Origin of the sequence: Mesorhizobium sp. M0626 (assembly GCF_040320665.1) — a bacterium.
Taxonomy (GTDB): domain Bacteria; phylum Pseudomonadota; class Alphaproteobacteria; order Rhizobiales; family Rhizobiaceae; genus Mesorhizobium.
In genome coordinates this window covers 42,426-56,850 of sequence record NZ_JAMYQD010000007.1, presented here as the reverse complement: position 1 = coordinate 56,850, position 14,425 = coordinate 42,426, and the positions used below count along the sequence as shown (strand labels likewise).

The window sequence follows — 14,425 nt, the reverse complement described above, 5'->3', positions numbered from 1 at the left end:
CGCCAAAGATCCGTTTCGCATTCGCGATCATGTGGTCGAGTTCGACGACATCGTCGCCGAGATCGTTCGCAGAAGCGAGGAGACCAGGGCGAACGTTCCCATGGTCGCCGATGTCGCCTACGGGGCTGACGCCACCGAAACCATGGATCTGTTCTTTCCCGAGGGCAAACGGGACCGCCTGCCGGTGCACATGTTCATCCACGGGGGCTATTGGCGCATGTTCTCCAAGCGCGACTATTCCTACGTCGCCGAGACCGTTACGAACGCAGGTGCGATCGCGGTCATTGTCGACTACGCGCTGATGCCTACCGTCCGGATGGCCAGGATCGTCGACCAGGTGCGCCGCGCCAAGCGATGGGTATTTGACAATGTCGCACACCATGGCGGCAATCCCGGCCTGCTGACCGTTAGCGGTCATTCCGCCGGTGCGCATCTGGCAACAATGCTTTTCGACGGTGACGAGCGGCCTTCCGGCATCAAAGCTGCGCTGCTGCTTGGCGGCCTTTACGACCTGAAGCCATTGCAGATGTCGTTCCTTGGCGCCGAGATCGCGATCACCGACGAGGAGGCCCGCCGATTCTCGCCGATCGACCACAGTTTCGATCCATCCGTGGGCGTAGATATCTCGGTCGGCGCCGATGAAACGTCGCCGTTCCACAGCCAGGCCGCACTCTTCACGGACCACCTTGACACACAGGGACTGACTGTTTCGCGCATCACCCTTGGTGGGGCCAATCACATGAGCAGCGTCCGTGACCTTGGCTTGGCTGGTACCGAGGCCGCGTCACTGCTGGCCCGCGTCGTGGCCGCCTGAGACTTCCGCCAGAAGCGCTGCTGGGCGCGACCGTTCTTCGCAGTAGCGTCGCAGCATCGAGGTGCCGACCGCGGTGGCGAATCTTCCGCCACCGGTCCCCATACCGTAAGCCCGCCGGCGATGTCGACGTCGACGTGGTTCATGCTTTCCAGCGTGATTGAGCTTGATAACCGATGTCGGCGATCGCCGTCATGCAGGCAGCCCAGTTGAGTTCTCAAGGCTGGCCGGCCAAAGACGCCCCTCAGGGGAGAGCGGGCCGACGTTCCGCAACACCGGCCCGCAACCTTCAGAATACGATAGCCCGCGGCACCCCGGAGAAGGGAATCTGCGCTCTCACACCAGCATCGACTGCTGGGCGAAGATGCCCGCCATCGCGCCGTGCGATATTGCCAGGGTGACCGATGGCGGCGTGAGGGGGTTGGCGAGGTCGCCCGCGGCGTAGATGCCGGGCATGCTGGTTTCGCGGCGCTCGTCGACCTTGAGGATTACGCCGAGGGGCGTATCGACCGTGGCGAGGCCCAGTGATTCATGCAGGCTTGCGGACGGCTTGTTGCGCGGATGCGCGAACAGGATGTCGACCGCGACCTTGGGGCCGGTATCGAGCTTGACGGTGGCGTTATGCCCCCCGTGATGGGCGATCTCGCTGATCCGGCCGTCGACGACAGGTATGTTGCGGCGCGCCAGACCGGCCCGGATATCGGGCGGAATGTCGTGACCATCGGCAAAGACCGTCAACCTGTCGGTCCAATCGTGGAACAGCCTGACCTGATTCATCGACTGTGGGCCGGACCAGACGAGGCCCCAATGCTGGCCGGCGACTTCAAAGCCGTCGCAATAGGGGCAGGGCACGATGGACGTGCCCCAACCTTCGGCAAAGCCCGGAACATCAGGCATCTGGTCGGCGACGCCATAGCTCAGGATCAGGCGGCGCGCGCCGAGGCTTCCGCCATCGCCAGTGAGGACGGAGAAATCGTCGATGGCGCCGGACAGGCTGTCGGCCCGGGCATTGACCAGCTTGATCGTGGGATAGCGCGCCAGCTGCCGCCGCGCCTCGGCCAGGATGTCCAGCGGTGGCTTGTGATCGTGGCCGAGCAGGCCATGCGAGTGGCCGGCGAAGCGGTTGCGCGGCAGGCCGGTATCGAGAACGGTGACCTTACGGCGGGCACGGCCGAGTTGCAGGGCACCGGCGAGACCGGCAAAGCTGCCGCCGATGATGATGACGTCATCCATAATGGGCTCCGTGTTGTGGATGAGGGGCTGGTTGGACCTGGTTGAAACCTACCCATCGGCTTGCGCATTTCAGAAACTACATGGTATCGTAATCCAAGAATTAGGATACTGTCAAGGACTGGAATTGTCGTGACCGAAAATAGCCAGGGCCGGCGCGGCCGGCCCGCCAACGAGGCGCTTGGCCAAACGATACTCGACGCTGCGTCCGAACTCTTTGTGGAATTGGGTTTCCAAGCGACCACATTGGACAAGGTCGCCCAGCGGGCGAAGATATCCAAACTCAGCATCTATCGGCACTTCGAGAACAAGGAGGCGCTGTTCAGCGCGGCGATGGCGGCCGGCTGCCATCAGTTGTTTGCGCCACAGGCCCTTCTTGAAGGCGTCGGCGGTTCGGTCGAAGATCAGCTCATGGCGGTGGGATCGTCCCTGCTTCGCACGCTGTTGAGATCAGACGTCCGCAGTGTCGAAGCCATGGTCATGGCCGACCAGACGAATCCAAGGTCGTTAAGCAAGCTCCATTTCGAAGCCGGCCCCGCCCATGTCATCGCCCAAATCGAGGTCCTGTTGCGTCAGTTGCACGCGAAGGCGGTTCTGAACGTGCCCGATCCTCTCCGGTCCGCCCGCTTGTTTGCCGCGCTTTTCAAAGGATCCGATCTTTTGATTATCGCACGCTTCGATCAGGCGAGAGCGGCGGACGACAACGAAATCGAATCCTATTGCCGGTCGGCCGTCGCCATGTTCATCGCTGCGCACGGCTAGCACTCTGCCCTGCCCGCTAATCATTGTATTTCTGCGAAATACTCCGCTAGAGCCGCCGTCGCGATGGCGCCCATCCACCTCATGTCGATCGCGTCGGGGTCGGACTGCGCGCCCGCCGGTGAGCGGCATCTCCTACCTGCTCCGGTCACAGCGCTGCTTCGGCCGACCCTGTGCGGGCGAGGAAGAGAATGCCGGTTATGGCCCGCGAGAATCGAGCAGATGGGGTATCAGCCGCCGCGAAGGACACCTGCGGACGGAACCTTCTTTGGTACACTTGAGTACGTCCATTCGTGGCTCGGGCTCCAGCGGTTCGTGCCCCGACGCGCCTGGGAAGGCCGCTGGTGCCCGCGACAGATCCTTCCAAGGTGCAGGTCTGGAATGGCCCAAAAATTCTCTCGAGCTCCCGGAACATCGGTCCGCCCCTGTGGTTCGACAAGCAGCGGCACAGTCGATCCAACCAGGCATCGGCCCGCTTAGGACAGGCGCGAGGTCCCTACCCACAGATCTTGCGAAAATAGGAGCAAGCTATGCGAGCGTTGGTCTGGCACGGCAAGGAAGACATACGCTGCGATCAGGTTTCGGACCCGGGAATTGAGGATGAACGTGACGCGATCATCAAGGTGACGAGTTGTGCGATATGCGGCTCCGACCTTCACCTCTACCACAACTATGTGCCAGCCATGCTGCCCGGCGACATCATGGGCCACGAGATGATGGGAGAGGTCGTCGAGGTCGGCAAGGGCGTCAACGGCGCTCTGAAGGAGGGAGACCGCATCGTCGTGCCGTTCACCATAATCTGCGGTGAGTGCGACCAGTGCAAGCGACAGAACTTTTCGGTTTGCGAACGCACAAACCGCAAGAAGAATCTCGGTGACAAGGTGTTCGGGCACACCACCGCGGGTCTGTTCGGCTACACTCATTTGACCGGCGGCTATCCCGGGGGACAGGCGGAATACATGCGTGTGCCGTTCGCCGATGCCACGCACGTAAAGGTGCCTGACAGCCTTACCGACGAGCAGGTTCTCTTCCTCGGCGATATTTTTCCTACCGGATGGCAGGCGGCGGCACAGTGCGACATTGAGCCCAACGATACGGTTGCGGTGTGGGGCTGCGGCCCAGTCGGGCAGATGGCCATACGCAGCGCCCTGCTGCTCGGCGCGAAACAGGTGGTGGCGATCGATTGCCTGCCGGAACGGCTTTCCATGGCCGCGGCCGGCGGCGCCATCGCCATCAATTTCGCCGAGGAAAGTGTCGTCGAACGACTGCGGGAACTCACCGGCGGAAAGGGCCCGGAGAAGTGCATCGATTGCGTCGGCATGGAAAGCCACGTCTCGCTGGCCCAGCCCGATACCGTCTACGATCGCGCAAAGCAGTTGATGCTGATGGAAAATGATCGACCGCACGTTCTGCGTGAGATGATCTATGTCTGCCGGCCGGCCGGCGTGATCTCGATCCCCGGCGTCTACAGCGGGCTGGTCGACAAGATTCCGATGGGACAGGCAATGAACAAGGGGCTCACCTTCCGAATGGGGCAGACCCATGTCAACCGTTGGACCGAGGATCTGTTGCGCCGCATCGAAGATGGCCAGATCGACCCATCCTTCGTCATCACCCATACCGTGGGGCTCGAGCAGGGACCCGAGATGTACAAGGTGTTTCGCGACAAGCAGGACAGCTGCATCAAGGTTGTATTGAAACCGTAGGGAAATCGTCATGAACGTGATTGCCAAACTTACCAACATCACCCGATCGCCTGGCGATCCCAAAGTGCTGAAGACTGGGCAGAGTGCGGTCGGGGCATCCGATGGCCTTGCCCGCAAGCTCGGCTGGTTCAGCATCGCGCTTGGCGTCGCCGAGCTGGTTGGCGCCGAGCGGATTGCCGGCGCGCTCGGCATGCGCGGCAAGGAAGATCTGATCCGCGCTTATGGGGCGCGGGAAATAAGCAGCGGCATACTCTCGCTTTCAGTGGACAAGCAAGCTGGGCTGTGGAGCCGGGTGGCCGGCGACGGCCTGGATATCGCGACATTGCTGACAGCGTATCGGCCTGGCAACCCAAAGCGCGATAATGTAGGCCTTGCGCTTGCCATGGTCGCCGGCATCACATTGCTCGACATCATCGCTGCGAAAAGCGTGACCGCGCGCCACTCTCGGAGCGGGACCAAGCCACGCGACTACAGCGATCGAAGCGGCTTTCCCGGAGGCACTGCCGCAGCCCGCGACCGTGCCCGCTCGCAGCGCAGCCAGGAGGCCGGCGCAGCCTGATAGAGATTGCCGAACCCCTGGCGCCATGCGACCTGGACAGGTGGCATCTCGTCAGGCCCTAACGCCAGAGGTGGTAGCTCTCGGCGAGCCGAGTTTGCTGGAACAGAGTGGACCGTCGCGCGGCCGTTCTCGCCGTCTCCTGGGTCACCGCCGCGCATGGGTTGTGTGGCCGGTGCGTTAAAGGCACGAAGCGAGCAGCGATCCGACCGGCGTCGAGCCTTCCATGTCTCTTGCCTTGGCAAGGTTCCGGCGATCCTCAGGCCGAGCCGCGTTCGGGAAGCTCGGTCTCTTCCGCCACCCCTTTCCGCAGGTCTCGGCGCAAGCGTTCCGCTTCGTCGGAATTATTATCGTCGTCTGTCCGCTCGAGTTCGCGATCGATTGTCTCGCGCGACCCCTCTGCCGGATCCTGTTGCGGAGATGTGTTCGGGCCGGTTTCGATCTTGCCGTCGCCGGGAACGGTGCGGTCGCGAGACTTCGTCATCTTCAGCTTCCCTTTCATCTGTCATCTGCCTCGGCATCTCCGATGGCATGAATTTTGGCCGCTTCCTGCCGAACCGGATCGTCGACGCTTTGTTCCGGGAAAGCCCCCGCAGGTTCGTGCTGGTCGGCCCGGGGCATTGGTCGATGCCCATGCCGGGAAGCATCCTATGCCAACGAGGTCGGCGGCAGCCTCATCGATGTCGTTATCAACATGTGGGCTGTTTCGGCCCGGACACGCGAGCACGCCAGGCTCGCGGCGAGTTTTCGAACCGAAGCAGATGCGCAACGTAACAACTGGATGTATACGGAAAAGGCTGCCTCATCCACATCGCGCTTCGGGAGGGCCGGCGGCATGCTCGCCTGGGCGGTCCGGCAGCTGGTAGCGAACTGGTCATAGGCCTTTGCAAAGCCGCGTCGATGAAGCGGGTGCGGTAGCGATGGTCGGTGTAGCGTCGAGGCATCTGTCAATCGGAGACAAGCGCGACCACTTTTGGGACTTCACTGTTTTTTCCACCGGGACTCGACATCTCACTATCATAGTTGATTGTGGCTGCCGGTGACCCTGCGTAATGGATAGCCATTCCAACTCTCCAACAGGAAAACGGTATGTTGTATCCGGGTCGGTTTTTGGGGCCAAGCGAGATTGAGATGCTCGCCCAGGTTTGTCACACGGTCTGCAAAGAGCGCGCCCTACCTCTTGCTTCGCAGAACGGAGAGCGCATAGCTGCGCATATACTCAGGCTGTTTATGAACGGCTTGATTGAGCAGAATGAACTGCTCGATGCCGAGAGGAACTGGGCTCTTCGGCTTGACCGTTCGGTCCAGCAGACGATGTCACCTACGCGCACATGAGAGGCCGCGGGACCCAGTTTGGTTCTTACAGCCGAACACCCGCCGCTATCTGAGATATGTTGCGGGGTTTTCTTCGCCGCGGAGTGATCCGACACAGTGCGGAAATCATGGCAATCCTGTTCGCAGTGATTCTATTGATACGCGTAATCGCAGTCGCATTCTTGGTCGTCGGAAAGCCGCCAGGGCCAGTTGGGAACAAACCTGACGTTTAAGCGTTTGTAGAGCCCTTCCACCGGGCAACTCACCGAAATGCTTCTTGCCGTGCATGATGCGATGTCGACGGCCGTTTTGGCGGGCAGGAGCGCCAATGCGGAAATAGTAGGCGTGGTCGACCTCACCAACAAAGCTGAGGTCGACATCGGCATCACCAGCTTGGGAAGAGCCATCCAGTTCGTGGCCAACGCCTCGGTGCTTGGATACGACATTCGCGGCGCCATGGTCTTCTATGGCGCGCCCGGTACCCCGAGCCTAAGGGCGAGAGAGTGCGAGCGCTTGTGGGCGCAGTTTGGCGGCGCGCTTCTACAGCCGTAGCTCTATCAGGACGTTCGCCCCGCCCGTTCTTGGTATGAACGCGTACGGAACTGAGGCGCTACCCAGCCGCAGCGGGAATGGCTCAGTGGTAGCTCTAGCTGGCGACCGCACTAAGCAGCTTTTCGGTGATGGGCTTTGAGCGGCTGAGCCAGCGTGAGAACGTTCGGCTGCATATCTGCCGGTGCCTGCTTTCATGTGACTGGGCGAGGCTATTGGGGAGCCGGGTTGACCACTGGCCCTTAGCCGAGGGAAGCACAGTACGGCAACCTCGCTCTTTGCTGGCTAACATCCTTCCGCTCTCAGGGACCGGACCATGCGCACAACAACAGGGTCATACGGTTTCTTTTCGGATTTCCGATAATTCATTGTGAAAAGCGCGGCACGCTGGTTGCAGACCATAATTGCACGGACGTAGCGAATCTCGCCATTCTTGACCCCGGAGTAGCTGGCCCATTTCGGGGCTAGGCGCCGATAGGTCAGTCGCCAACCGGCCTTTTCGTCCTCGATCATGCGATGTTCGATCTCGGCGCGAAAACTTGCTTTGCCCAGTCGCGCGCCCCAAACGACCAGAAACGCGTCTCTTGGGCCCTGAAAAGCCGCGCCCTGCTCCGAATTCTGGGTCAGGACGAAATTCGGAGGAATATCGAAACTAAAGCCAAGCTGTCGGACGCCGAAGGGCTGCCACGCCTCGGCCTGAAGCAACGTGGTCCAAAAGAGAAAAACTGTAAGTCCCAGCAGGAGGCGTCGCATTGCTCTGATTTAGCGCTGGCTAACATCGTGTCCAGACGGACAGAGGTCCGTGACATAAAAAATATGCATCATGGCCGCGCAGCATATGGACGCGGGATTCGCGATTGACCCGTGCGGTCGAAACGGCTTCCGTTCCACGAAAGGAGAGGACGCAGAGGGAGTTGGTGCGTCGGTATGATCGACTGGCAGAAAATTGGCGAGGCCGAATGTCCAACGTTCATTGCCCGCAAAAATGGGTGCCGGCTTCCTCTTGTGCCTAGGGAAGAAGAGCCGAAATTATTCCCTGACGAAGACCCTGATCTACCTCGGACGGGGGGCATGCCCCTGTAACTTCGCCGTGACCTGATCCCGTTCGGGGAACAATCAGATCGAGCTCCAGTTTGGCCTTCCAAGCGAAGGCACTGATGGAGCATGCCATGAGATTTCCGCACAGCACGACGGCCGCGGCCGCCGTTTTCGTAGTCCTGACCTCCCCCGCGCTCGCCCAGACAAGCGGAACACCATCCCCCTCCACACCTGCACCCGCTCCGGCGACCGAACCGCCGGCCGCCGGACAGTTGCCGGATGCGACCGGACAAGCGGATGCACCAACACGCGAAATGATCCGCCAGATGGTTGAGCAAGCAGTCCGGGAGAGAATGCAGCAGGATCGCGGTTCCGAAGAAGGTTTCCGCGAGGAAGATAGTCGCAGCTATCAAGGCGATCGCAACGAGGATGCTGACCGCCACGATGAAGATGGCGACCGTTGGCAGAACCACGGTGACCGCGATCGTGGACACAGAATGGCTGGACGCTGGCATCATCAGATGATGCGCGGTGCCGGCATGCGACTGATGTTCGGGCTGTTGGACACCGATGGCGACGGATCGGTGTCCGAGGACGAGGTTCAACGCGCGGTGGGCAGGATGTTCAGTAGCATTGACGAGAATGGTGATGGCAAGATCGATGCGGACGAGATCCAGTCCTTCATGCATGGCTCCAGCATGCATGGCACTGATAGCGAGGACACGCCGTAGCTGTCTTCAAAGGGAATGCCCTCCCTCGGACAAAGCGGGCGCGTGGCGGCCGATCCCGAAGCGGTGTCTCTTGGCTGTTAGCCGCCCGGCCAGCACCCTTTAGGCTTGAGCTATTCCCGCAGTCCCGCGAGACGCCAGCCGTGACAAAAAAGGCTTCGCATTGCTGATCGAGGAACGATCGAAGCCGACCAACGCAAGGTCACTCGGGCGCTCGGTCTTCCAGCAGAACGAAGGATGCGGCGATCAAGTCGTCGCCATTGATACGTCCTTGGCTGTCCTCCAACATAGTTGCAACCTTGTGGAAGGCCATCATTTCACCCGCGTCAATCTGCGCTTCACGCATCTTGGCTGTGAGATCAGCCACGCGATTTCCTAACGAATGTGATTTTGCAGTCTCGCAATTCGACATGATTAGTCATCCTTTGCCTTGGGGTTTCACGCTGCCGAACGCAATGCTTCAGCGGATGTTCCGAATTTGGCATCAGTCTTATGGGATAGGACTTACGTCTGATTGCGGTTGGAAGAAGCCCGAACGGCGGAACACGCAGCCGGACGCCGAATTGGAAACCCACCGTCGATCGAAGTCCCTTGTCGCCGGTTGAGATCCCGCCATCTTCACTGTCGAGAGGGTGGCGGGATCGCCTTCCGAGGAGCGAGCGCATATGAGGTAATAGATATTTGGCAGATGTACTCACGGCCATCCTGCTCGCTTCTTTTGTCTGCGCATGTTCATTCTTTTCGGGAAACCCCATCTCTCCAACAACACGCAACAACCGCGTTGCTACCCACGATTGATGCGATGACAACTGCATCAACAAAGCAAAGCCTCTTCGCCTAAGGTGCGATTGCCGCGGGCTTTTTTGACTTGAAGGTCGTCCAACGCGCCCGGTGGTCAGGCCATGGCGTTCAGCGGGAGCCAGGTAGACTCATCGCGAAAATCCCGCAGCGAGGCATGTCGCAAGTCCTCCTCGCCGCGTGCGGATACTGGAATCCGCCTGGCTCGTTGTGACAGGCATGCGAAGATGAGTGTCGGCGCATGGACGCGGAAAAACCCGCCAGCGTGAGCCAGCGGGCCTTGTGATGGGATGGCCCGCGCGTGCGGTCAAGGCTGCGCGGGCCGACCATGATGAATGAGGGGACATCTTGGTCACCGGCACGACCGATGAAGAACGAGCCGGGTGTGACAGAACACCCTTGGAGCGAGGATGTTCCCGTCCGCACAAAAAAGCTCGCCGGCGTGAGCCGGCGGGCAGTTGCTATTTTGCCGTCAAGCGGACAGACCGCTTGCGGCCCACCCACTGCAGCATTTTTCCACTTTGAGCGGAAATCATTCTCAACTATGGTTCGCCAGGCTTAAGGCATGGGGGATTGCCGATGGTTTTATCACGCAGGGGTGTCGTGCTCGGCGGTCTGGCGCTGGTCGCGGTCGGTGGAACCAGCAATATTGTTCAAGCCGCGGGGGCAAAATCCTTTTTCGCCGGTACCGCCAGCGATAACGATTTCGTCTATCGCAAGACCAACTTCGCCAAGATCGACAAGAGATGGCATCGCCAGATCGTCAAGTATTTCAGCAGCGAGCCGGTCGGCACCGTCGTGGTCGACACCCGCCACCACTTCCTCTACCTCATCATGGAAAACAAGACTGCCATCCGCTACGGCGTCGGCGTCGGCAAGGAAGGCTTCAAATGGTACGGCCGCGCGACGATTGATCGCCGCGCGCTGTGGCCGCAATGGGTCCCGCCCCCCGAAATGCGTGAGCGCAAACCGGACTTACCGCCCATGATCGCAGGCGGCGCGTCCAACAATCCGCTCGGGCCGCGCGCGCTCTATCTGTACCGCGACGGCGCCGACATCGGCTACCGCCTGCATGGCACGCTGGAGCCATGGAGCATCGGCACCGACGCTTCCAGCGGCTGCATCCGCATGTTCCCCGAAGACATCATCGACCTCTACCAGCGGTGCCCGATCGGCACCGCGGTGGAGGTCCTGCCGCACATCGCCGACCAGGCGCCCGCTTCCACCACTGTCGAATGATTGGCGCATCATGAACCGCATGATTGAAAACACGCGCCGGCTGCTCGCCGCCGGCCTGCTGGTTCTGACCGCATCCTGCTCGACCAGCAACACGCTGGCCCCGTCGACGCCCGACGTCACCAACGCCGAGATTGCCGGCTTCCAGAACGTGCAGCCGGGCAGCGAGGAGGATTTTATCCTCAATGTCGGCCGCCGCACCTACTTCACGAAAGGTTCGGCCGCGCTCGATTCTGTCGCCAAGGCCACCCTCGACACCCAGATCGCCTGGTTGACAAAGCATCCGCGCTGGCTGCTCAAGCTGCAGGGTTTCGCCGACGATCCCGGCGCAAGTGAAACGGCGCTGTCACAGCAGCGCGCCGATGCGGTGATGGACTACCTCGCCGCCGGCGGCATAGACCGGAACCGCATGTGGGCCAAGGGCTACGGCAAGGACAGGCTCGTCCGCGACTGCCCCGACTCCGCCTGCAGGTCGCAGAACCGCCGCGTTGTGTCTAATTTGCGCGATGAGAGGGACGAGTCGTAGAGGCTGCTGTTTTGCTGGTCGCCAAATCAGTCTCACAACGCGACGGCGGCATGGCTGCAATGCGCCTATCGGGGACATTCACCCAGCGTTTGCCCCTCCCCGAAAGCTGACGCTCCGGTGAACCCGGAATGAAGTCAGCCTCGCGTCTACCAACCTCCGGTTCAGGGTCTGGTGGGTGGCTTCGGCATGCGCCTCGACCAGTTTGCGGACGTGGCGGTTGTCCGCGATCCTGATCGCGCATGAGCCTCGCCACATGTCGGTGTGCTACCGGGAGTGGGCGCCGTGGAGCTGGCAGGTACGCTCGCTCAAAGCATCGGCCGTCCACCGGTGACCTCGTAGAGTGCGCCGGTGGTGTAGCTCGATCCTTCCGAGGCAAGCAGCACATAGGTCGCTGCAAGCTCTGCCGGTTGCCCGGGGCGCTTGAGCGGTGTGTTCTTCCCGAACTCCTTGACCTTCTCAGAGGGCATTGTCGACGGGATCAGCGGCGTCCAAATCGGCCCGGGAGCGACCGCGTTTACCCGAATGCCGCGTTCAGCTACCAGTCCTGCAAGTCCGGCGGTGAAGTTGGCGATCGCTCCTTTGGTAGTGGCGTAGGCAAGCAGTGCCGGCGAGGGACTGGTCGCGTTGATCGAGGATGTGTTGATGATGGTCGAGCCGGGTTCCATGTGCTTCACTGCTTCCTGGGACAGATAGAACATCGCATAGACATTGGTGCGAAAGGTGAGATCCCATTCCTCCGCGCTGATGTCCTCCAGCTTCTCGAACGACGCCTGGTGGGCTGCATTGTTGACGAGGATGTCCAGGCGCCCGCATTCATCGATAGCTCGCTGCACAAGCGACCGCGCGAAGATTTCGTCCGAGATGTCGCCGGGTGCGAGCACCGCCTTGCGCCCCGCTTCCTCGACCAAGCGCGCCGTCTCCTGCGCATCTTCGTCCTCTTCAAGATAGGAGATCATGACGTCGGCGCCTTCGCGTGCAAACGCGATAGCCACCGCCCGGCCGATGCCCGAGTCCGCGCCGGTGATCAGCGCGACGCGGTCCGTCAGCTTACCGCTGCCGCGATAGCTCTCCTCTCCGTGGTCGGGCCGTGGATCCATCTCGTCGGTATAGCCGGGCATGTCCTGCTGCTGTTCGGGAAGCGGCGGCTGAGGATATTTCTGCTGGGCATCCTGCATGTCAGCTCCTTTTTTGGCTGGAGTTGCGGTTGTGTCGATCCGGTTCCGTGATCGGTCCCTTGGCGGCTTTCGAGCCACCTCCCCATTCCTCGGCCTTGCACGCTTGGCCGGCGCCCATGAGGTCCGGCGAACTGCGATTTGCGGTGCCGCTGTCGGTCTTGTTCAACTCGTGCTCCTTCTTCGTCGTCATGGATGCTGGTCCGCTGCTTCTTGTGTGGCTGGTCAGTCTTTCTCGCCGGCGGTAATCATCGACCTCAGCGGCTCTTGCGCCATATTCGCCTCGATTTCCGCGCGTCCGGGGGTATCCGGTAGCGCCTTGCGGAAATTTTTCGCATAATCCGGCGGCATCTTCGGTGGCATCATCGGTTCGTACGGGTCGACCACGGCCTCGATGACCACCGGACCCTCAGCAGCCAGGGCAGAGTCGAGAACGCCTTCCACCTCCTCGGCGCGAGAGACGCTGTAGCCAATGCCGCCCATGGCTTCGGCGGCCATGGCGAAGTCGATGGGCTGGAGTTCGCAGGCGAATTGCGGGTTACCGAGGAACATCATCTGCTCCCAGGCGATCTGATTGAGCATGCCGTTCTTGAGCACGAGCACCTTGAGTGGGACCCGGTACCGAACTGCCGTCGAGAACTCTCCGAGCTGCATCGCGAGACCGCCGTCGCCGACGACCGCGAAGACCGGCCGGCCGGGAAAGGCCAGGCCCGCGGCGATCGCGTAGGGCAGTCCGCATGCCATCGAGGCCAGCGCGCCCGAGACGCCGAAAGCCTGCCCGTCACGCAGTTCGATATGGCGGGCCGCCATCTCGGTGTTCTGGCCGGAATCGGCAACCAGGATCGCCTCATCGGGCAATCGTTTCCCAAATGCGCGTGTGACCACCTGGGGCTTGAGCGAAGTGGCGGCCTTTCGCTCCGACTGCGCCATCATCTCGCGCCAGCGTCGCATGCCCGCCTGCGCATTCTCGAGGAAGCTGCGATCATCCTTGCGCTTCAGGCGCTTGTTCAGCAATCGCAGCGTCACGGCGGCATCGCCGGCAAGGCCGGCCTCAACGGGATAGCGCAGGCCGATGCGCTGCGGGTCGCGCTCGATCTGAACCCCGCGCGCCTGTCCCGGCTTCGGGTAGTATTCGATGTAGGGAAAGGTCGAGCCGACGACGAGCAGCGCGTCACATTCCTCCATGATTTCCTGCGACGGCAGCGTGCCGAGAATTCCGATGCCGCCAGTCGTCAGCGGGTGATCGTCGGGCATGGCAGCCTTACCGAGCAAGGCCTTTGCGACGGGGGCACCAAGCAGCTCCGCCGTCTCTTCCAACTCGTGCCTGGCACCAAGCGCGCCCCGACCGGCGAGGATCGCGACCTTCGTCGCCCCGTTCAGGATCTCGGCGGCTTTCGCAAGTTGTTCTTCGTCGGGAAGCCTGCTTCCTTCGAACCAACGATCCGGCGTATGCGACGGTTTGTTGCGCTTCGAGCGCTTGGCCTGGTCGAGCGTGTGCTCCTGCACATCGCTGGCGATCGACAGATGCGCAACGCCGCGACGTGCCAGCGCCGACCTGCAGGCGAGACCGGCCAGGCTTTCCATATGCGCCGCGTCGGAGACCTGCGCGTTGAAGACGGCGACATCGCTGAAGACGCGCGTCAAGTCGACATCCTGCTGGGTGAAGGTCTCGATAAGGTCGTGGAACTGCATGCCGGTAATGGCGAGCACCGGCGCTTGGTCGAGCTTGGCATCGTAGAGTCCAGTCAGGAGGTGTGTGCCGCCAGGGCCGGAAGTTGCGAGGCAGACACCGAGCTTGCCTGTCCATTTTGAGTAGGCGCACGCCATGAAGGCCGCGGATTCCTCGTGCCGCACCTGAATGAAGCGGATGCGGTCCTGCCGCTTGCGCAGCGCCTCCATGATGCCATTGATGCCGTCGCCCGGCAGGCCAAAGATGATATCGACGTTCCAGTCGATCAGCGTCTCGATGAGGATGTCCGCGGCGGTCGGCATGTCTCAGTCC

The 14,425-nt window shown here is 61.4% G+C and carries 15 protein-coding genes; 8 read left to right on the top strand and 7 right to left on the bottom strand.

Features of this window, described 5'->3' with window-relative positions; all coding sequences use genetic code 11:
- The first annotated feature begins 31 nt into the window (after positions 1-31).
- Positions 32-814, top strand: a complete 783-nt coding sequence (locus NKI37_RS10345; RefSeq protein WP_245261811.1) for an alpha/beta hydrolase — start codon at positions 32-34, stop codon at positions 812-814.
- Positions 815-1,147: 333 nt separating this feature from the next.
- Here NKI37_RS10345 and NKI37_RS10340 read toward each other — a convergent pair whose 3' ends face one another.
- Entirely contained in the window at positions 1,148-2,044 is an 897-nt protein-coding gene (locus NKI37_RS10340; protein WP_023667777.1) for an NAD(P)/FAD-dependent oxidoreductase, read from the bottom strand.
- Between the two features lie 129 nt (positions 2,045-2,173).
- Here NKI37_RS10340 and NKI37_RS10335 point away from each other — a divergent pair, with 129 nt between their 5' ends.
- The 3 genes from NKI37_RS10335 (at position 2,174) to NKI37_RS10325 (ending at position 5,065) form a co-directional block, all read left to right on the top strand.
- On the top strand, positions 2,174-2,803 hold the full coding sequence (locus NKI37_RS10335) for a TetR/AcrR family transcriptional regulator (RefSeq protein ID WP_023667776.1): 630 nt from the start codon (positions 2,174-2,176) through the stop codon (positions 2,801-2,803).
- A 527-nt stretch (positions 2,804-3,330) separates the two neighbouring features.
- The gene (locus NKI37_RS10330) at positions 3,331-4,506 is read left to right on the top strand and encodes a zinc-dependent alcohol dehydrogenase (RefSeq protein ID WP_023667775.1); all 1,176 of its coding nucleotides are present in this window, start codon (positions 3,331-3,333) and stop codon (positions 4,504-4,506) included.
- A gap of 10 nt (positions 4,507-4,516) precedes the next feature.
- Positions 4,517-5,065: a hypothetical protein gene (locus NKI37_RS10325; protein WP_023667774.1), complete on the top strand. Its 549-nt coding sequence runs from the start codon at positions 4,517-4,519 to the stop codon at positions 5,063-5,065.
- Positions 5,066-5,321: 256 nt separating this feature from the next.
- Here NKI37_RS10325 and NKI37_RS10320 read toward each other — a convergent pair whose 3' ends face one another.
- Positions 5,322-5,546 (bottom strand): hypothetical protein, encoded by a 225-nt coding sequence (locus NKI37_RS10320; protein ID WP_155922421.1) that lies wholly within the window; start codon positions 5,544-5,546, stop codon positions 5,322-5,324.
- Positions 5,547-6,670: 1,124 nt separating this feature from the next.
- Here NKI37_RS10320 and NKI37_RS10315 point away from each other — a divergent pair.
- On the top strand, positions 6,671-6,928 hold the full coding sequence (locus NKI37_RS10315; RefSeq protein WP_245260390.1) for a hypothetical protein: 258 nt from the start codon (positions 6,671-6,673) through the stop codon (positions 6,926-6,928).
- A 282-nt stretch (positions 6,929-7,210) separates the two neighbouring features.
- Here NKI37_RS10315 and NKI37_RS10310 read toward each other — a convergent pair whose 3' ends face one another.
- Entirely contained in the window at positions 7,211-7,678 is a 468-nt protein-coding gene (locus NKI37_RS10310) for a hypothetical protein (RefSeq protein WP_023667769.1), read from the bottom strand.
- Positions 7,679-8,094: 416 nt separating this feature from the next.
- Here NKI37_RS10310 and NKI37_RS10305 point away from each other — a divergent pair, with 416 nt between their 5' ends.
- Complete coding sequence (locus NKI37_RS10305) at positions 8,095-8,694, top strand: EF-hand domain-containing protein (RefSeq protein ID WP_023692304.1); 600 nt, start codon at positions 8,095-8,097, stop codon at positions 8,692-8,694.
- Between the two features lie 199 nt (positions 8,695-8,893).
- Here the strand turns inward: NKI37_RS10305 and NKI37_RS10300 are convergent, their stop codons facing one another.
- Positions 8,894-9,058 carry a hypothetical protein gene (locus NKI37_RS10300; protein ID WP_023667766.1) on the bottom strand — a complete coding sequence of 55 codons (165 nt, stop codon included), beginning with the start codon at positions 9,056-9,058 and terminating at the stop codon, positions 8,894-8,896.
- Between the two features lie 1,010 nt (positions 9,059-10,068).
- Here NKI37_RS10300 and NKI37_RS10295 point away from each other — a divergent pair.
- Both NKI37_RS10295 and NKI37_RS10290 read left to right on the top strand, forming a co-directional pair.
- A complete protein-coding gene (locus NKI37_RS10295) occupies positions 10,069-10,728 on the top strand; it encodes a L,D-transpeptidase (protein WP_023682764.1) in 660 nt (219 codons plus the stop codon).
- A 10-nt stretch (positions 10,729-10,738) separates the two neighbouring features.
- Entirely contained in the window at positions 10,739-11,251 is a 513-nt protein-coding gene (locus tag NKI37_RS10290) for an OmpA family protein (RefSeq protein WP_352446588.1), read from the top strand.
- A gap of 305 nt (positions 11,252-11,556) precedes the next feature.
- Here NKI37_RS10290 and NKI37_RS10285 read toward each other — a convergent pair whose 3' ends face one another.
- From NKI37_RS10285 to NKI37_RS10275, 3 genes are read right to left on the bottom strand one after another with little or no spacing between them, the layout of a single operon-like run.
- Positions 11,557-12,426 carry an SDR family oxidoreductase gene (locus tag NKI37_RS10285; RefSeq protein WP_023815136.1) on the bottom strand — a complete coding sequence of 290 codons (870 nt, stop codon included), beginning with the start codon at positions 12,424-12,426 and terminating at the stop codon, positions 11,557-11,559.
- Position 12,427: 1 nt separating this feature from the next.
- Positions 12,428-12,592 (bottom strand): hypothetical protein, encoded by a 165-nt coding sequence (locus tag NKI37_RS10280; RefSeq protein ID WP_245263072.1) that lies wholly within the window; start codon positions 12,590-12,592, stop codon positions 12,428-12,430.
- Positions 12,593-12,648: 56 nt separating this feature from the next.
- Positions 12,649-14,415, bottom strand: coding sequence for a thiamine pyrophosphate-dependent enzyme (locus NKI37_RS10275; protein ID WP_352787522.1), 1,767 nt, complete (start codon positions 14,413-14,415; stop codon positions 12,649-12,651).
- Positions 14,416-14,425: the final 10 nt, after the last annotated feature.